This window comes from Ruminococcus sp. 1001136sp1_2201st1_G3_2201SCRN_220225 (assembly GCF_040924365.1).
GTDB lineage: Bacteria > Bacillota > Clostridia > Lachnospirales > Lachnospiraceae > Blautia_A > Blautia_A faecis.
In genome coordinates, this window is record NZ_JBCOME010000037.1 from 25268 (window position 1) to 44118 (window position 18851).

At 47.3% G+C, this 18851-nt stretch carries 16 protein-coding genes and 2 pseudogenes; 1 reads left to right on the forward strand and 17 read right to left on the reverse strand.

Translation table 11 applies throughout. The annotated features are described in order from the left end of the window. Nucleotides 1-480: 480 nt before the first annotated feature. From AB5642_RS12560 to AB5642_RS12625, 14 genes and pseudogenes are all read right to left on the reverse strand, one after another. The gene (locus tag AB5642_RS12560) at nucleotides 481-2586 is read right to left on the reverse strand and encodes a type IA DNA topoisomerase (RefSeq protein ID WP_158422708.1); all 2106 of its coding nucleotides are present in this window, start codon (nucleotides 2584-2586) and stop codon (nucleotides 481-483) included. Between the two features lie 76 nt (nucleotides 2587-2662). Further along, nucleotides 2663-3316 carry a CD1107 family mobile element protein gene (locus AB5642_RS12565; protein ID WP_226855168.1) on the reverse strand — a complete coding sequence of 218 codons (654 nt, stop codon included), beginning with the start codon at nucleotides 3314-3316 and terminating at the stop codon, nucleotides 2663-2665. Further along, the gene (locus tag AB5642_RS12570; RefSeq protein WP_180006317.1) at nucleotides 3306-3641 is read right to left on the reverse strand and encodes a DUF4315 family protein; all 336 of its coding nucleotides are present in this window, start codon (nucleotides 3639-3641) and stop codon (nucleotides 3306-3308) included. The genes AB5642_RS12565 and AB5642_RS12570 overlap by 11 nt, the downstream gene beginning before the upstream one ends. A gap of 18 nt (nucleotides 3642-3659) precedes the next feature. Then, nucleotides 3660-6185, reverse strand: coding sequence for a CD1108 family mobile element protein (locus AB5642_RS12575; RefSeq protein WP_173770313.1), 2526 nt, complete (start codon nucleotides 6183-6185; stop codon nucleotides 3660-3662). A gap of 14 nt (nucleotides 6186-6199) precedes the next feature. After that, nucleotides 6200-6481: a hypothetical protein gene (locus tag AB5642_RS12580; protein ID WP_158422712.1), complete on the reverse strand. Its 282-nt coding sequence runs from the start codon at nucleotides 6479-6481 to the stop codon at nucleotides 6200-6202. Then, nucleotides 6481-7263 carry a class B sortase gene (srtB, locus tag AB5642_RS12585; protein WP_158422713.1) on the reverse strand — a complete coding sequence of 261 codons (783 nt, stop codon included), beginning with the start codon at nucleotides 7261-7263 and terminating at the stop codon, nucleotides 6481-6483. Before srtB ends, AB5642_RS12580 begins: the two co-directional genes overlap by 1 nt. Next, nucleotides 7260-8167, reverse strand: a pseudogene (locus tag AB5642_RS12590) (site-specific DNA-methyltransferase). The gene srtB and the pseudogene AB5642_RS12590 overlap by 4 nt, the downstream one beginning before the upstream one ends. After that, nucleotides 8161-11007, reverse strand: a complete 2847-nt coding sequence (locus tag AB5642_RS12595) for a VirB4-like conjugal transfer ATPase, CD1110 family (protein ID WP_158422714.1) — start codon at nucleotides 11005-11007, stop codon at nucleotides 8161-8163. Before AB5642_RS12595 ends, AB5642_RS12590 begins: the two are co-directional and overlap by 7 nt. After that, a complete protein-coding gene (locus tag AB5642_RS12600; RefSeq protein WP_158422715.1) occupies nucleotides 10982-11365 on the reverse strand; it encodes a PrgI family protein in 384 nt (127 codons plus the stop codon). The genes AB5642_RS12595 and AB5642_RS12600 overlap by 26 nt, the downstream gene beginning before the upstream one ends. Then, nucleotides 11319-11936 (reverse strand): MT-A70 family methyltransferase, encoded by a 618-nt coding sequence (locus AB5642_RS12605; protein ID WP_158422716.1) that lies wholly within the window; start codon nucleotides 11934-11936, stop codon nucleotides 11319-11321. The genes AB5642_RS12600 and AB5642_RS12605 overlap by 47 nt, the downstream gene beginning before the upstream one ends. 7 nt (nucleotides 11937-11943) lie before the next feature. Continuing rightward, nucleotides 11944-12816 (reverse strand): VirB6/TrbL-like conjugal transfer protein, CD1112 family, encoded by an 873-nt coding sequence (locus tag AB5642_RS12610; protein ID WP_158422717.1) that lies wholly within the window; start codon nucleotides 12814-12816, stop codon nucleotides 11944-11946. A 24-nt stretch (nucleotides 12817-12840) separates the two neighbouring features. Further along, a pseudogene (locus AB5642_RS12615) lies at nucleotides 12841-12921 on the reverse strand (Maff2 family mobile element protein); the annotation flags it as partial. A gap of 90 nt (nucleotides 12922-13011) precedes the next feature. After that, nucleotides 13012-14682 (reverse strand): recombinase family protein, encoded by a 1671-nt coding sequence (locus AB5642_RS12620; protein ID WP_368371675.1) that lies wholly within the window; start codon nucleotides 14680-14682, stop codon nucleotides 13012-13014. Then, entirely contained in the window at nucleotides 14683-14880 is a 198-nt protein-coding gene (locus tag AB5642_RS12625) for a hypothetical protein (RefSeq protein ID WP_118683633.1), read from the reverse strand. Here AB5642_RS12625 and AB5642_RS12630 point away from each other — a divergent pair. After that, nucleotides 14854-15093, forward strand: coding sequence for a hypothetical protein (locus AB5642_RS12630; protein WP_021682886.1), 240 nt, complete (start codon nucleotides 14854-14856; stop codon nucleotides 15091-15093). The two genes, AB5642_RS12625 and AB5642_RS12630, sit on opposite strands and share 27 nt — an antisense overlap. 28 nt (nucleotides 15094-15121) lie before the next feature. On the opposite strand, the gene AB5642_RS12635 is transcribed toward AB5642_RS12630, so the two are convergent. The 3 genes from AB5642_RS12635 to mobQ all read right to left on the reverse strand — a co-directional run bounded on the left by AB5642_RS12635 (nucleotide 15122) and on the right by mobQ (nucleotide 18718). Beyond that, the gene (locus AB5642_RS12635; RefSeq protein ID WP_368371679.1) at nucleotides 15122-16459 is read right to left on the reverse strand and encodes a VapE domain-containing protein; all 1338 of its coding nucleotides are present in this window, start codon (nucleotides 16457-16459) and stop codon (nucleotides 15122-15124) included. Further along, nucleotides 16428-17072 (reverse strand): CHC2 zinc finger domain-containing protein, encoded by a 645-nt coding sequence (locus AB5642_RS12640; protein WP_368371676.1) that lies wholly within the window; start codon nucleotides 17070-17072, stop codon nucleotides 16428-16430. The genes AB5642_RS12635 and AB5642_RS12640 overlap by 32 nt, the downstream gene beginning before the upstream one ends. A 65-nt stretch (nucleotides 17073-17137) precedes the next feature. Further along, nucleotides 17138-18718 carry a MobQ family relaxase gene (gene mobQ, locus AB5642_RS12645; RefSeq protein ID WP_368371677.1) on the reverse strand — a complete coding sequence of 527 codons (1581 nt, stop codon included), beginning with the start codon at nucleotides 18716-18718 and terminating at the stop codon, nucleotides 17138-17140. Nucleotides 18719-18851 lie beyond the last annotated feature (133 nt).

The following is an 18851-nucleotide window of genomic DNA, read 5'->3' on the forward strand; positions in this document are numbered from 1 at the left end:
AAGAAGCTACTGCCATCAGTGCATTGGAAAGGCTTTCCGTATCTCCCCCTTCAAGCCCATAGGCATCTGCCAGATGGTCTAGCACCGCCTCCTCCTGTTCTTTCTGGAGCTGCCACAAATTCGGTGTCCTTCCGCCTTTTACCATGTGTGTGTCTGAAACATCAAATACATAACGAAGCTGCCGTCTCGGTCCTGTGTCATCTATCAGGGCGATTCCTTTCGCCCCACGATTTACCCATCGACCCATCCTCTGATTCCATGCTTCCAGTGACACACAGGCGGTTGCATCCGGACGCTGGGCATGGATCAGAAGTGTATCCGAGAACGGATAGCGGTACAGCTTTGCCGCCGTATCCAGATACTTCATCCAATCCTTCGGTGAACTGCTCACATCCTTTGCCGTGTATTCCGCCAGTCCCCTTATCTCCTGCAATCTTGCCATGATAATCCACCTCTTTCTTTTCTATTCCATTTCCATGCTTACACTTTTCCTTTGTATTTTCTGCCTCTTTTTTTAGGAAACTCCATCTGGAAAGCCACCCTTCCCTCACTGGTATCCAACAATAAATCCGCAGAAAATAATTTTCCTGTTTTACGGGAATAAAAATCATCTGCATGGGTACGCCCACCTGTCAAAAGCTCCACTGCCATCTTTTTGTCAAGCTGTTTTCTCATACCGGAAAGATAATGGTTTTCTTTCCACAAGGCAAAGGAACACTCCCGGCTGGAACAGTAAAAATTCTGTTTTCCCTCATATACCGGGCTGCCGCAAAGCGGGCAGATGCCAATCTGTTCCCTCGGATGGAATCGCTGCAGTTCTTCCTCCGGTATTTCTTTACATCCCTCCATGACAGTTTTTACAAGTTCTGTAACCCCTTCCAGAAACTCTTTGCCATCAAGCTGCCCTCTTTCTATCAAAAGCAGGCGGTTCTCCCATTCTGCTGTCATGGCGGCAGATTTCAGATACGTTGGAATCACTGCCGTCAATGCTTTTCCATCCACTGTTGGAAGTATCTGTTTTCCTTTGCGGAGGGCATAACCGGAAGACACCAGCTTTTCGATAACAGCAGCTCTTGTGGCAGGTGTGCCAAGCCCTTTTTTCTCTGTTTCTGCATCAAACTCTTTGTTTCCTGCAGTCTCCATTGCCATTAACAGAGTATCTTCCGTAAATGCTTTCGGAGGTGATGTAAAATGTCTGTCTGCCTCCGCCTGTATACGGGAAAACTCCATCCCCTCCTGTAGATTCTCTTCCAATAATTCCTCTTTATTTGTATCCGTTTCTTCCTCTCCTGATTTTTTCAGGGATGCCCTAAACCCGGTGGCAATTTTCCAAAATCCAGGTTCTGTCATACGCTTTCCTTTTGCCATAAATTCATGTCCCGCACACTGTACCGTAATCTGTGTTTCTTCATATGTACATTCTTTGGAAACTGCCTGAGCAAGACGCTGTCCGATCATACAATATAGGTTCCTCTGTTTTTCCGTAAGCTGTGAGAATCCTTTTTTGACCGATTCCTTTGTAGGAAGCAGTGCATGGTGGTCAGAAACCTTGTCATTATTGATAATTCTGCCTACATCGTATCCCATATTCCCCTCTAAAAAGGGCAGTATCTCCGGCAGCACCTCCAAGAGTTCCATCGTTGACTGTTCCATATCTTCCGTAATATACTGGCTGTCTGTACGGGGATAAGTTACCAGCTTGTCCTCATAAAGTTCCTGAAGCTCCTGTAATGTTTCCTGTGCTGTGTACCCAAAGAATCGGTTTGCCTCCCTCTGTAATGTCGTAAGGTCATAGAGTTTCGGCGGCATCGTTTTCTTCTGCTTCTTTTCTACCTTTACAATTACCGCCTTTTCTCCCTGACAGCTCTCTGCCAGTCTCCTTGCTTCTGTCTCTTCCTTAAAATTTTCAGATACCGCAGTAAATCCATCTCCTGTAAGCGTAACTTTGTAAAAAGGTTCTTTTACAAAAGTATCTATTTTTTCCTGCCGTTCCACCAGCATGGCAAGCGTTGGCGTCTGGACTCTTCCGATCACCAGACGTTTATAATATTTCGTTGTAAAGGCTCTGGTTGCATTCATGCCGATAAGCCAGTCCGCCTTTGCCCTGCACACAGCAGCTTCACAGAGATTCCCATACTCCCTGCCGTCCTTTAAATGAGCAAATCCGTCACGAACTGCACCATCCTCCATCGAACTGATCCACAGTCTTTTTACGGGAAGCCTGCTTCCGGACAAGTCATAAACACGCTTAAAAATCAGTTCCCCTTCCCTTCCGGCATCACAGGCATTCACCACATACTCTAAATCCGGACGGTTCAGCAGTTTTTTCAATACCTCAAATTGTTTTTTCTTATCCCTTGCCACCGCAAGCTGCCAATGTTCCGGTAAAATAGGAAGCTGTGAAAACTCCCATTTCTCATAGCGGCTGTCATATACCTCCGGGGACACGTATTCCGCCAGATGTCCGAGACACCAGCTAACGATACAGTCTGCACCTGACAGATAACCATCCTGTCTTTTTCCTGCTCCCAATACTTTCGCCAATGTCTGAGATACACTGGGTTTCTCTCCAATCACTAAATACATTCCATTCTCCTTTCCAAAAAAGGACAGCCGTTTTCTTTTCGGCTGCCCTTTTCCTATCCATCCTTAACTTTGTTTTTTATTCTTCTGTGTCATCCTCGTCCATGTGGTTTTCAGAATCTTCGTTGATGTAATCTCCTTCATAAAATTCCAAATCCTCATCTCCGGCATCCTCTTCCTCTTTTTTAGGCTTTACAACCTTAAAATAATAAACACCACCGCATCCTGCTACGGCAAGCAGCGCAATGGCAAGCAACGCCCCGGTATTAGTCTCTTTACTTTCTTTTTCCGGCTCCTTTTCCGTTTCCTCAACTGCAGGTTTTGTCTCCGGCTGTGGTGTAATGACTGTTGGCTGTTCTGTTTCCTGTTTCTTTGTTTCCGTAACAAACTCTGCCAGATCATCCTCATCAATCATGGAAAGCATATATACGTTTTCTTTGTTACTGGAACGGTCCAACACAAGAAAAAACGTATTGCCGTTCTTTGTCTGTACCGTAAGGAACTCTTTTGTGCTGTCCCCTGATTTATCATCTGCCAGACTTCCGTTCCCCGGAACAGAAAAAGGTGTTTCCTCTGTCTTCGGCGGTTCTTCCTCCTGTACTGGCGTCTCTGTTGGCGCAGGTGCTTCCACCGCCTGCTGAGCCGCTTCATCCGTAAAGGCAAAGGCAGTCGTGGCAGGCAAGACCATCCCTGCCGCCACTGTAAACGCTGCCAGCCACTTTTTAATTTTCATTCTCACGATGTTCATCCTCCTTTTCTTCTGCCCTATGTCCCGGCAGTTTTCTTTCTTCTGCAATATCCTTCCAATCCTCTTCTTTTTTTGTATCCGGCACAGTAGTTTCTTCCGTCAGATACGGAAAAACAGCCGTTCCATTCTGGATTTTGTCCAATACTACCAGAAGTTCCCGGCTGTTTAATTTCATGGAACGGATACTTTTAATAATCTCCGCATCCTCCAACTGCTTTTTTCGGATATTCAGTTCCCTTAAATGTTCCTGCCACTCGGTAATTCTTTCCTCTGTTTTCTGGATTTCATCCAGAACCTTTTTTAATTTCATATTCACTTTCTTAACCTCCTACTGGATTCTTCCAAACGCCATGAAATGTTCCTGCCAATATGCAGAACTGATATTCGCATACTGGATGGGATTGCCGCAGTGGATCATCATGTTGTCTCCTACATAGATTCCCACATGACTGGCTCCCGGCGTATTGTAAGTACCCTGAAAGAAAATCAGATCTCCCGGTTTTGCTTCGGACGGCGATACATATGCACAGCAGGAACGAAGCCCGTCTGCCGTCTGCCTTCCTACATTCCAGCCGTTTCCGCAGTTATTGATTACCCAACTGACAAATCCGGAACAGTCAAAACTGGTACTGGGCGAAGCGCCGCCCCACACATACGGGTATCCCAGATATTTTTCTGCTTCATGGATCATGTTTGCAAATTTTTCATCTGACAATGCCTCTGCCGGAATTTCATAGCCAAAACCACCGGAACCTCCGCCACTGGGCAGCGTATTTACATCAAACAGATAATCACGGTTCCCATATGTCAGATTGTAATAATCATACCGCTGTTCTTCCTCGTCATTCATTCTGTTTCTGAGCACAGTATCCAGATTATGGTTTGTCAGCACTGTTTCCAGCCTGTTTACCTCTCTGGTACTGGTCACTTCCACTTCCTGACTTCCATTGTCATCTGCTATGTATGCTTCCCATGTCTGATGTCCGTGTGCAGAAGCGGCTGCATGGTCTCCATAATAAACATCGAACTGCACCCCGTACTGGTCAAAAGCGCCTGTATCTTCTACAACATACTCCACACCATTCATCACAATCTTCGTGCCCAGAGGTACAAAAGGATTGGAAGCGTCTACCGCAATCGTGTGGTTTGCCTGCGGCATGGCTCCGCTGGCTGTCGATCCGCCGGACCAGACGCCGCAGCAGATCGGACAGTTGCAATATCCACTGGTTACTACCTGTCCCAGTGATTCCCCAACCCGTACCGTCTGTGTTTCTGTCACTGTTTCACGCACACTCTCCGTATGTATGCTGTACTGTTCCCGGAAGATTTCTTCAATCTCCGAAGCCACCTGTGCATATGTAAAATCCCCGTATTTAACTGTCAGGTAGGAGATAAGGTGGTATGGATTATGGCTGATTTCGTCTACCTGATAGCGGTATTCCTCATATTCTGGATGTGTGGCTTCCATGCTGTTAATCTGATTATTCAATGCCGCTTCAAGCTGTGCATAAGCATTTTCTGCCGCATAAATATCTTCATCCTCGCTGGCATAGGTGGTAGAAATAATTGTGGTACTGCCGCCCTGAATGCTGGCGCTGCAGCTGCTGAGTGAGGCTGCCATCACTGCGAACAACAATACGCAGACACCTATACCTGCGAAAATTGCCCGGTTCCTGCAAAGAATCTCCTGCAGTACCTTCTTTGCTTTGACCGCAATGGTTTCTGTAACCCGGATGGTATCCTCCGTTGCTTTTTTCCCTTCCTTCGCCGCAGCATAAGCCTGTTTGTAACGCCTTTTCTGCCAGAAGCGTAAAATAGCATTCTTCTTTGACTGTTCCACCTCGGCAGCGTGTTTCCCCACTTCTTTTCCGCTTTTTTTCATCGCCTCAAACTGCAGGCGGCCCGCTTCCGCTGTTTTTTCTGCCTGCCGTTCCGTGTGCAGGGATTCCTGCAGTCTGCGGCTTGACCGGGAAACGGCATATCGGACAGTCTTTTCTCCCAACAGTTCCGCTTTATGTGCCCCTTCCACTGCCGCATTTTCCTGTTCTGCTTCGTGACTCTTCCCATGAACATAAGCAGATGCAGCAACAGTACCTGCTGAAACAGCCTTCTTTGCCATCCCAATTCCGGCTCCCTGTATCATCCCGCTGCTTTCATCCCCAAAAGAAAGTCTTCCTGCCTGTTTCTTCTGTTCTTTATGGAGCTGTTCCCGCTTTATCTTTCCCTTGATTTCCTCACGGAACCCTTCCATCGACTGCTCCGCTGTTTCCTGGTTCTTACGAAAACGGGAAGATTCTTTTTCTTTCTGAGCCGTCTGTTTTTCTTCTGCCGTTTTTTCTGCCCTTTCTCTTCGGACATAGGACTGCACCTGCTGTTTTTTTCGGCTATGGCTTGTCCATGCAGCAGCTTCTGCATATTCCCTCGCCCCGGACGGATGCCCCCTGATACTTTCCACACGGGAAGAATAATCAGACAAACGTTCCCCTGTATTGCTGTCTGCTTCCTCTATTTCTTCCTGCCATCTGGCACTCTCCGATTCCGGTATCCGCATTTTTCTGGAAGCCGCCCGTTTTTTTCCACTTTCCTCCATGTCCTGCCCGACTGTTTCCGCAGCTTCTGTTCTGCCTGCTTTTTCCGAATACAGCTTCTTTTTCGCAGACTTCGTATCTTCCGCCCTTTCTCCCCGCTTTGAAAAATCTTCCATATCCTCTGCCTGTGTTGCGCAGAAAAAATCATCTGTTTCCCGGTTACTTACCCGGATGGATTTTCTGCTGTGCAGATTTTCCTCCTTCAGTCCATCCCGGCTCATTTTCTTTACGGTTTTGTCTCTTGCCCTGTACTCATGCTCCTGCATGATTTCTCATCTCCTTACATATATGGCTGTGCATACTCTTCCCATTTTTCCAGTGTCGCATCTGCCATTTTCGGAATGGAGGCAGCAAATTTCCATGCCTCCGGCGGCAGGGGATTTCCATGAAGCATCAGAAGATGCAGCATAGAACTCTGCATGTCCACCAGTGCCGCAAGATAAATCAAATCCTCCGGCATATGGGAAAAGACCTCTTCTCCATTGCTGTCTTTTCCATTCTCCAAAAGCATTTGCAATTCTTTTGGTATATCTTCTCTTTTTACTTTTACGGTGTGAACCATTATTTTGTTATCTCCTTTTCTGCTATTTTCTTTGCCACTACAACCAGCCTTCCGTTTTCCTGCGAATATTCACAAGTGGAAAGTGTCAGCAGCTTCTCTCCATAATCTGCCGTAATCCCGGTATCATAAAATGACCGTTCCTTTACAGCTTCTATAAATGTTTCATATGACTTTCTGTTTTCCGCTTTCGTGAACGTATAATAGGCAAAATCACTTCCCGTATAAACCGGAGTGGAAAAGACTGCAAACACCTGATATTTTTCTTCCCCCTGCAGCGTATTGAAAAAAATAAAAGGATGCTCTTTAAAGAACTTCCTCTCACGATACCCTTCCAATGCGGCAAACATCTTTCCGCTGTTCATGTGGTGTCCATAGATGATCAGATTGTCGCAATCTTTCAGGGAACAGTTTTCTGAAAGAAACAAGCTTCCATTTGCAGAGTATTCTCTGAAAAAATCCCGTTTCAGATAATAATTCACTTCTTCCGGATGGTACATAACGGGGTAGTCAATAAGCGTATCCGGTATCGTCAGCCAGCCGATACAATCCTTGTTTTTTTCATGAAGGGCAAGAAGCCCCTCATGGATGAGGTTCTGCTCTTCTTCATCCTGTCGGGGCTTCTCTTTTGTTTCTTCTTTTTGGTTTTCATAAATTTCTTTTAACTGTTCCTGTAAAATATCCGCTTTTTCTTCCTGTTTTGCATAGTCTGCGAGGAAGTGTCCGCTGATTCCCAATAATGCCAGTGACAGAAAACAAAGCAGATAGGCTGCCCATTTTCTCATACGCATCCTTCTCCGATTTTTTTGTCTCCTGACACCTTTTTTATCCGTTCTTCCGCCAGCCTGCAGTATTCCTCGTTCAATTCAATCCCGATATACTGTCGGTTTAACCCTTTTGCCACAGCCCCGGTTGTCCCGCTTCCCATAAACGGATCAAGGACAATCCCCTGTTTTGGGCATCCCGCAAGGATACAGGTTTCCGCCAAACGTGGCGGAAATGCTGCAAAATGTGCCCCTTTATATGGAACGGTATTGATATTCCACACATCCCGCTTATTCCTTAAAGGGTTGATTTCTGTTTTTCCATACCTGCAGGGATTGTTGATCTGCTGTCTGGACATCTGCCCCGGTATGCCGTCCGCATATTTTGTGTTTTCCTTTCTCCCATAGCGGTAACGGATGGCGGTACTTAAAGCAATCGGCTCGGCAACGGCAAGATTGTCGTAAAAATATTTCCCGGACTTTGTAAGCAGGAAGATATGTTCATAACATCGGCTCGGTCGGTCTTTTGCACTCTCCGGCATGGGATTATCCTTCTGCCAGATAATATCACTGCGAAGAAACCAGCCCTCTTTTCTCAGGGTAAGTGCCAGCAGCCACGGAAGTCCCATCAATTCTTTTGGCTTGCAGCCGGACAACCCATGATAGGATTTCCGGCTGTAGCAGTCTGCTATATTAAGCCAGAACGTACCATCTGACCGCAGGACTCTTTTTAATTCACAAAACACAGAAACCAAATGTCCGATATATTCCTCCGGTGCGCCTTCCCTGCCAATCTGGTTTTCCTTTCCATAATCCCGTAAAGCATAATACGGCGGAGAAGTCACACAACAATGGATACTTTCATCCGGCAGACTTTTAGCACCTCCAGACAGTCCCCATTGATAATCGTATCCGTTTTTAACATTCTGCTTTTCCCGCCTTTTCTCCTGTTCCTTCCAAATCCGAAGGTTTGGTTGTCATCAAAGCATACAGACGCAGGGATTTATCAAACTTATCCTTAAACGGGATAATGGTACTGCCATAAAAAATCAATCCCTCTCCCTCGCCGCTGTTGGTCACATAGGAAAGCTGGTGGGGCGAAATGTTCAACTGCTTCGCCAAAATCTGCCTGTCCCCTGCCGCCTGGTTGAGCATATAGATGAAGTCCGAGTTTTCAAATATGTTTTCGATTTCCCGGCTGGCAAGCAAATCCTTGATATTCTGCGTGATTCCTGTCGGGATACCGCCCCATTTACGGAAACGCTTCCAAATCTCCACGGAATAAGCCGCCGTCTGTTCCTCCTTCAGAAGCAGATGGAACTCATCAATATAGTATCTGGTAGATTTATGCAGCGCCCGGTTGACCGTCACACGGTTCCACACCTGATCCTGCACGATCAGCATCCCAAGCTTTTTAAGCTGTTTTCCCAAATCCTTAATATCAAAACAGACAATCCGGTTATTCAGTTCCACGTTGGTACGGTGGTTGAACACCTTTAAGGAACCGTTGACATAGATTTCCAATGCTGTCGCAATCCTCTGTGCCTGAACCTCTTTCTGTTCCCGCAGGCATTGGTACAAATCTCCCAATACAGGCATATTCTCCGGCACAGGGTTTTCAAAATATTTCTGGTATACAATCGGCAAGCATCGGTCAATGACAGACTTTTCTTCTGCTTCAATACCATTTCTGGAACCCATAATCAGCTCACACAAGGACAGAATGAAATCACTCTTAAAGCCCAGCGGGTTATCATCATCAGAATAATCCAGGTTGATGTCCATTGGATTGATGTAATCGTGACTGGTAGGCGAGATATGGATAACCTGCCCTCCAAGTGCGTTGACAAGGGGATAGTATTCTCCTTCCGGATCTCCGATAATAATGTCATCCTGCGTGACAAAAAAAGCATTGGTAATTTCCCTTTTGGCAGAAAAAGATTTTCCGGAACCGGGCGTACCAAGAATCAGTCCGTTAGGATTTTTCAGTTTCTTCCTGTCCACCATGATCATGTTGTTGGAAAGGGCGTTCAAACCGTAATACAAAGATTCTCCCGCCATGAACAATTCCTGTGTGGTAAATGGCACAAAAATAGCAGTGGATGTAGTTGTCAGCGCTCTCTTAATCGGAATCAGATTCAATCCCAACGGAACACTGCTCATCAATCCCTGCTCCTGCATATAGTCCAATCTTCTTAATGAACAATTATATTTCTGTGCAATCCCTCCTGTCTGGAACACCGCATTATCAAGTTCCTGCTTTGTCTTTGCCGTATTTAAAAACAATACCGTCACAAGGAACATCCTTTCATTTCTGGACTGCAAATCTTCCAAAAGACGCTTCGCTTCCCCGCCATACGTGTTCAAATCTGACGGAATGATGTCCATATCGTACCCTGAACGTACTGCTTTTTTCTGTTCTTCTATCTTCATGCGGTTAATATCCGTCACTTTACTTTTTACCAGCTTAATCGCTTTCATCTGATCCAGAGACTGGATATGAAGATTTACAATCAGATTTCTGTCCATATCCAAAAACTCTGCCAGCATCTTATCTGTCAGCTCCGGTGCAAGTATCTGTAAATAAGATGCTGCACCGATGGTATTTCCCATCTGAAAGGTCTTTCCGTCCCGGAACACAAAACTGGTAGGTGCAATAAAGTCTTTTGTCCCCATTCCGCTTCGCAGTACCCTGTCATAAGAGAACTGGAACGGCACTTTTTCTTCCGGGTTAAAGGTTTCATAGAGAATCTGAAGCCGTTCCTCCCCGGACAGCGGATAAGCCGACACTCCGAGAACCTTGAAGTTATTTAAAATATCCGCTTCGATACGTTCCAGCTTCGGCTTTGCTTCCCGGATGTTCTCCGCCTTAATTCCAAATGTAATGTATTTCGTCCGTACCAGGCCATTATTTCCTTTTGCCAGCTGATTTTTTAACATCTGTGCATACTCCATACGCACATCGTCAAATGCGTCATTCTGCGGTCTGATCTGAATAGCGGATTCAAATTCTTTCATACTGCTGTGATGGTTGATAAAGGACACCTGAAAATGGATACTGCTGTCAAAATAATTGAGGAAGTCACACCAGTTTTCAAAAATGGCATTCTTATCTTCGTTCTGTGCCAACTGGTAGTTAATGTCATAAAATCGGATGGTTTTGGAATAATATTTCTCCTGTACCCGGCAGATACCGTCCTTTGCCATTTCCCGGTATGGTATGGATTTCTGTGCCGAAAGACGCTTCTCCTTTTCCTTTTTCAATTCTGCTTTTGAAGGTTTCTTCTCCACAATCTTCTGTGATCCGACTGTATTTCGTCCCTTTCTTTTTCTCCCCGGTTTCTCGGATGCCGCAGAATAATTTACCGTTTTATGCTTTTTCTTTTTTTCCTTTTTTAAAGCGGCTCTTTCTTCTTTTGCTGCCAGCTTTGCTTCTTTTTTAGCTGCCTTTTTCTCTGCTTTTTCCTGCTCTCTGCGCAGCTTCTCATTCATTTTTTCTGCTTTTTTCATAGCCCTTTTTTCACGCCTGGTAAGTTTTCTGGGTGGTTTTCTCCTGCCCCTTCTGCGTTCCAGAGCTTCATAACCGGACACCACAGGCTGTCCCCTTACAAGGCCTGCCATTTTTTCTGTATCATAGGCTTCTGCCTCTCCATAATCCGGATATTCCTCGTCCGCATCATCCAGCCAGCCTCTTTCATAGGCTTCCTGCCTTTTGATATGAGACTGGTACGCCTGTCTATCATTTCCTTTTCTTTTTCTCTGCATGTCCGCTTCCTCCTCTCTTTCTTTTCTCAGTCGTTACTGTTTCCTGTATTTCGTACAGATTCTCAATCTCATACCTGCGGATGGCAGGATACCGCAGTTTTACATGAATGACATTTAAGAGAATCTTTTCCAAAGGCAGGCCGTCCTTTTCATACATGGCAAACATAAATGCCGGAAGCATAAGAATGACCATACCTGTTGCCGCATTGCTTGTTCCAATCCATTCCCTTGTCAGAAAATAAAATGGAAGCCCCACAGCCGCCGCAATCACCAGACAGATAAGCTGCCGTTTCGTGAGGTTTAAAACAACCTTATTTTTTACCTTTGTCAAATCTTTGGGTACTGATACAAATGCCACGATTACCATCTCCTTTCCCTGCATTTTCTAAAATCCGGGACGATGCAGAACCTTCAACTTCATTTCCCCACACATCCCATCCGGATGTTTTCTGCCTTGCAAACAGTTCAATTCTCGGCAGTTCTCCAAATAATTCCACAATCCTCTTCCGGACTTCATCCGGCTTTTTACTGTGCTGTTCCAATGGGCTTATGATAAGCTGAGAGATACTTTTCGATATCCGCTTTGGATGTCCCTTAATCCCAAGCAGACAGATTTCCACATTGGAACGTGTCCAATAGCCCATCCCGAAAAAGAATCCTTTTCCGGATTTATTCTGTTTTACCCATGCAAACCCAAGTGTCTTATAGGTAAATCCCCATGCTTCAAAAAGTTTCATTGCATCCTGAAGCTGCGGAAATGTTACCCATAAAAACAAAGCACAGTCCTTTGCTGCAAGTTCTGCAACAGGAAGTCTGCATATTTCCTGAATACTCATAGTTGGATAGTGGTTTTCTGCCGCCCCCTGTCCCCGGTTCATGTCATATCTCCAGGGCGGATCAGCATAAATAATGTTATATTTTTTCTCCATTGTTTCCTTAGTGTGCATTGAAAATAGAGCGTGACAGGTTTCCGGTTTTCATCAGACTAAAGCAGAGAATGACCGTATATGCCGCCACTCCAAACAATGCTGAATGCATATTGTCTGAAATCTGGATAGTGGATACAAGCACCGCATAAATGCCTACACACACCATCATAAAAAATCCCTGAAATCCGAGTGCCAGAAGCCCCCGGAAATAATTTGTTCCTACCTGCCCCCATTCCCGGTTGGACATGGTTGCAAACGGAATCGGTGCAATCGAAGTATAGAGGTAAATTTCTATCATCCTTCCAAACAGGATGACGGTAATCAGTACAGACATCACCTTCATGCACAGGCTGACCACCATCGTCTCCAGTGCCAGTGTGACCAATTCCCCTATTTCCATAGACTCCATTGCCGTATTCATGGCTTCAATCATGGAATCTACGTTAATAGCTGTTTGCGAATTGATAGAGCCGCCTGCGGCATTTACTACATGCTGTCCCACATCAAAGACTGCCATCGCAATCGTGAAGGTATTGCTGACAAGATAAACTGCCACCCACATCTTGAAAAAATACTTGAAAAACATCCAAGTATCTATCTCGTGCATATTATTTTTCTCTGTCAGCATGGTAATCAGTTCATAACACAGGACAAATGTAATAATCACGCCTGCAATCGGCACAATGACCGAATTGGAAAGATTCTGTATCAGACTGAAAATACTTCCATTCCAGCCTTGCGGGGTTTGTCCGACCTGCGCAGCGATTTCTCCTGTCTTTTCATTGACATCGGTAAACATGGTTGTCAGGTTGGACGTGACCATCCCCGTCAAAAGCTCCCTCATCCATTCCTCGATTGCTTCAAAAATGCCATCGAACATGGGTGGTTCTCCTTTCCTCTATGCTTAAAACAGTCCTCCCAGAAGCGGGATAAGCTGTGTTCCGATTAACACAACCCCTCCTCCGGCCATAAGCTGTTTTATCCCCAATTAGGTGTAAAACTCTGCTCGATGGCGGGCGGCGGCGTACAAAAAATCTATATGGTGTTTTTAAGAGAACCGTCCCGGCGGGACAGGTCAGGCAGTGACCTGTTCCACCTCTGGGATAGGTTTGAGATTAAAATGAATTTCGATAGAAATGTGTCTTGGTTTATCTTCGTCAATGCGTTCATGCACAACGATTTCTTTGATTAAGCGGTTAAGGGTGGCTGCGTCCAGCTCTGTGATGTTGGCATATTCCTGAATGGCTTCCACCCACTGCTTTGCGTCATTGGCAAGCTGAACTTCATCGGACAGCCGCTTTCTGCCCTCGGACACTTTTGCTTTAAGCTCAGTCTGCTCGGTCTGTGTCTTTTCCAGCATGGTGTTGAAGTTCTGCTCACTGATACGCCCTGCAATCATATCCTCATAAAGCCGCATGACCATTTTGTCCAGAACCTCAATCCGTTCCTCGTCCCTTGTGAGAGAGCGTTCCATTGCTTCCCGCTGTTCCCGCTGCTCGGCTTCACAGGTATTGGTTAGGCGGTCGGCAACCGCTTCCCCGTTCATCAGGGCAGCTCTGGCACATTCCCTGATTTTCCGCAGCACATGGCTGTAAAGGGTGTCATAGTCAATCCGGTGCTGGGTGCAGTGGTTCTTTCCAAAGGCATTGTAGGTCTTGCAGGAATAAATCTGCTGGGGATGTTTTGCGTTTGTGTAGCGTATCGTCAGCGACTTCCCACACTCGCCGCATTTTATCAATCCGGCAAACAGGCTGATTTCATTGGTCTGCCCCGGACGATGGCGGGATTTCAGCTTGTTCTGCACAATGTCAAAGCTCATGCGATCAATCAGCGGTTCATGCTGTCCCTCCACCACAATCCAGTCCTCCGGCTTCTTTTCCCCAATCGTGCCGATTTTGAAGCGGTAGTCTTTTTTCTGGGAAGCAATCGCCCCGGTGTAGACGGGATTCATCAAAAGGTCTTTGATAACGGAGAAGTCCCACATATACCGTCCGTTTTCCGGGTCTTTCTTTTCCCATTTGGTGCGAGTATTGCGAAGCCCCCGTTCCCGGTTCCACCATGTAGGGCAGGGGATTTTTTCTTCCTCCAGCCGTCTGCGGATATAGTTCGGACCATGACCGTTCAGGGCATATCCGAAAATCAGCCGCACAATCGGGGCGGTTTCCTCGTCAATGAGCAGATGGTTTTTGTCCTCCGGGTCTTTCCGATACCCAAACGGGGCAAGACACCCGGTAAACTGTCCTTTCTGCGCTTTCAGAAGATAAGAGGAATGGACTTTCTTGGAAATATCCTTGCTGTACATCTCGTTCAGGATATTTTTGAACGGGGCAATGTCGTTGTTATCCCGCAGGGTGTCGATACCGTCATTCATGGCGATATAGCGGACACCGTTTCTTGGGAAAAAGTCCTCAATCAAATGCCCAGTTTGCAGATAGTTCCGCCCCAGTCGGCTGAGGTCTTTCGTGATGACAAGGTTGATTTGCCTGCGCTCAATGGCTCTCAACATTCTCTGTAAATCAGGACGCTCCATATTAAGACCTGTGAAGCCATCGTCCTGATAGACTTCCACAACCTCCCATCCCTGCTTTTCGCAGTATTTTTCCAGCATATCACGCTGGTTTGCGATACTGGCACTTTCGCCTTGCAGGTCATCGTCCTTTGACAGCCTGCAATAGACCGCTGCACGATAGCCCCCAGCAAGTGCCGAACCGATTGTTCTGTATTCCATTTCGTTCATCATAGCCATTTACCCACACAATCCAGACGGTATCTGGCTCTTTTGAACCTCATCTTCATTATACTTCATATCTTTCTTTTTAGCAAGATATTCTTTTGCATTTGTCTTTCCATATTTCTGGGAAATCAGGCTGACGAATACATCGGTTGCGTCCAGTTCCCCATCAAACACCGTTGTAACATGAATCTCTGTTTTGTTTTTTGCCATAGGCAGTTATCCTCCATACATGAAAATAGCCAGACAGAGGGTGTCGGCAACGAAGTCCGGCAACGGGCTTCAAAAGACCTTGCAAACAATCTCAATCTGGCGATGGTTACTATTTATACTTTTCTTTTATTTTTCTGTTGTTTTGGTTGTTATAAAGGAGAAAAGCCCGGAAATAAGGGATTTTCCCCGGCAACCGGCTCGGCAACGGGATAGCAACAGGGGGTGCAACGGGCTGTCCTTTTCAGAATGGAAGCTCCATCTGTTCTGTGACCTCCACAAAACCGTCCATCGTTTTTTCAGACGGGTTGCCGGAGTCCGTTGCCGGGTTTTCACGCTCCCAGCCCTTTTGTCTGCCATATTCGGAAAACATTCTGGGGTTCGGGAAGTACCGCCAGCCGGTAATGCACTGGTTCATAATCTCGTTGATTTCCCGGATTTCCCATTGCTTCGGCTCGTCAAAGGCATGGTTCAAGGCTTCCTTGTAGAGCTGCTTGGAGCAGACCATGCTCCCGGTGTACCTATCAAGATACGCCTGTATCATTCCGGCTTTGGTGTCCTCCGGCATAAAATCCCGCTGGTGTTCTTTGAGATACCGCTGCATGTCGGGGCTGAAAGCCAGCTTGAACCTGCCGCTTCGGTAAATCTCCATCGCTTCCGCCCACATCTGCTCGATATAGGCTCTGGAAGCAACTTCGTCCTCCAAAATGTGAACCTCGGCTTGCTCCGGGTACACCATGACGGGGATAAAGCGGCGGTTGCCGGAACGGTCAAGGGGAAGAAAATCAAGGGCATTGGAAGTGCCGCCAAACACGCACTGACGGGGGCGGTCTGCCGGGTGGGTTTCATAGGGTATCTTGTAAACCTCTTTCTGCCGGCTTAAAAATGACTTGATTTCCTCAATGCTCTTGGCGTTGGCGGTTGCCATCATTTCCGACATTTCGATAATCCAGTGACCTTGCAGCTTGCGGTACACATTGTCATCGTCCAACTTCCGCAAATCATCGGAGAACCACTCGTCCCGGACTGCCAGCAGACGGAAGAAGGTGGACTTGCCAGCCCCCTGACCGCCTACCAGACAGAGCATGATTTCAAATTTGCATCCCGGCTGAAAGGCTCGTGAGATTGCACCCAGCAGGAACAGCTTCAACGCTTCATAGGTGTAATCGTCTGCGTCAGCCCCCAGAAAGTGCCGCAGGCAGAAACGGATTCGCTCTGTCCCGTCCCACACAAGGGTATTGAGATAGTCCCGGATGGGATGGTACTTGTTTTCATTCGCCACAATCCCGATGGCGTTATCAATCTTCTTCTCATTGGTAAGCCCGTAGGTTTCTTCCAGATAGAGAAGCAGATACTTCATGTCCGTATCGTTCAGGGCGGTGCTTTCCCTGTGGAAGCCGATGGGCTTTATGATGTCCTTGCGGTCGGTCAGGATGTTGTATGCGATAGCCCCGGAAAGCAGCGGGTCACGCTGGAATACGGTCAGGCAGTTCCGTATGCTCTGACGGACACCGCCTTTCTCGGTAGTTTCCAGCCCCGCCTTGATTTCCTCAATGTTCTGGGGTGGCTGCATGGCGTTCATGGTGTTTTTTAGTTCTTGCTGCGTTTGCGGCGGCAAGCTCTGCCATTCGTTGTTCAAGCTGTATCACATCCTTTCCGTAGTCCGTAATCAAAGCCGTTTTTTCCTCTGTTTCCCCGAACAGAAGCACATCCAGCAGATATTCCACTTGATCTTGCTTCTGTAAGGCTTCTATAAACCGGGGATGAAAGACTTCCTCCGGGGAGTGCGGGGCATATTCCTTTCTCCATGCCCGAAGCAGATGGAGATAATCGGCAAGGATACGGAAGCAGCGGTTCTTTGCTTCCTGAAACTGTTCCTCCGGGGATTTCTGCCGGGGCTTGGGCTTTTTTGCTTTTCCCGGCGGTTTCCATTCCTCATAGGAAAGCCCGAAGTCCTGTGCCAGCTGTACGGCGGCTTCTTTCTTTCCCAGCCCATACAGGGCGGCAGCAAAATCAATCACATCCCCATCCGCACCGCAGCCGAAGCAGTGGTAACGCCGATCCAGCTTCATGCTTGGGGTTTTATCATGATGGAACGGGCAGCAAGCCATCCCGTTCCGACCTATACGGATTCCATAATGCTCCGCAGCCTGTCTGGTTGTGACGGACTGCTTCACAGCTTCAAATACATTCAAATCTATCCCTCCTTGAAAATAAGAAAAGCACCTGACATTCTCTGATTGAAAATGGCAAGTGCCTGTTAAAGTTCCATATCCTGTTGTCTGTGTTTCTCCTGTGCCGGGGTGGTTCTTTGTGCTTTTTTCTCGTCAGTCTTATCCTGCAAGACTTCTTTGATAGGCTGTTTCTTGGGCGGCTCTTTGCTTTCCTCTGTGCCGGGGGTGGCTTTCCGTACCCAGTAGCGGATGTCCCGCAGCTTCTTCAAATCCTCCTGCACCTCTGTCAGCGGTACTTTCAGCTCTGCGATTTCGCTGAGAAGTTTTTCCTGCTCCTGTTGCAGCTCCTTTTGGGTGCTGTCCTTATCGTCCGGGTGCTTGGCAAGGTAGGCGGCGGCTTTCTCATACCGGGCAACCTCCGGGTGTTCCTGTTTGAATTTCTCCTTTGTTTTCTTGAAAAATATCTTCTGGTACTTCTCATAGACAGGCTTACATTCCTTGCAGTCTGTCCGGCTGGCAAGAATCCCGTCAATCACTTTGCTGCGGGCTTCCTTTGGCTTCATCTGATTGCGGTAATCGGCGGCTGATTTCCCGGAGGATTCCAGAAATGCTTCTAAGTCCTCCACAGTGGAAAGCCCCTTTTGCCGGAGATAGGACAGGGCTTCGCTGACTGCCTTTAAGTCCTGTGAAGTCCCCCGGTTCTGTCCAGCCCTCGTCCAGTCCTTCCGTTCTTCCTTTCGTATCTCCATGTACTTCATCAGCAGATTGGGAAGAAGTGTCGCTTCCTCCGCCGCTTTTTGTGCAAGCAGCTCTTTCCGTTTTTCTCCCAGCTCGGTAATCCAGCCTTTGAGGTTTTGGATAAGCTGCCGGATGGACTTCATCAGACTGTTGGCGGCTCTGATTTCCCGGTTCAGGTTTCCGATATTCGTCTGGATACCACGCTTTTCCATCTGCCGGACAGCAGCCCCCTCATGGACAGTGGGGACAATATCAAGCCCCTGTCTGGCATAGGAACGCAAGTCCACACGCTCCGGACGGTCATTGGCTTCCAGATAGCGGTTCTGGATGACCTCCCATTCATGCCGCCAGATTTCGCAATACTTCTGGTCGTTCCAATCCACCGTATCCTCCTTGTGGCTTTTCCATCTGCCGGACGGAAGTTTTATCCGTTCCCCGTTTTCGTCAAGGTCATAAACCTTGCGGCTCTTGGGAAGCCATTTTCCATGTTCGTCCATTGCCCTCATAGTGAGCATGATATGGGCGTGGGGATTGTGTCCCGGCGGATGGGGGTCATGGATTGCAAAATCAGCAATCATGCCTTTGGAAACAAACTGCTGCTCACAAAACTCCCGTACAAGGACAGCGTACTGGTCAGGCGGTATCTCTCTGGGGATGGTAAGCACCCACCGCCTTGCAAGCTGGGAGTTCCATTGCTTCTCCACCGCTTCGGCGGCGTTCCATAGGGTATTGCGGTCTGCATATTTCTGTGGGGCATTTGCCGGGAGCAGGATTTCATTGTGGACGATACCACGCTTTTCCGGATAGTGCTTCACTTGCTGGTCGTATTCACAGAACAGTTTTTCGCCACTCTGGTAAGCAGCGGCGGCAATCGCAGACTGCTGTTGGCTGCGCTGCACAATAGAAATTTCGTTGTGCGGACAGGGCATTTCGTGTCACTCCTTTCTGTGATTGGCGGATGGGGTGGCGTTTTGCCACCTCATTTTGGGTAGAGTAGGCGGATGAAATTTTCATCCGCCCCTCATCAAACCGTGCATGAGGTTCTCCCTCACACGGCTTTCC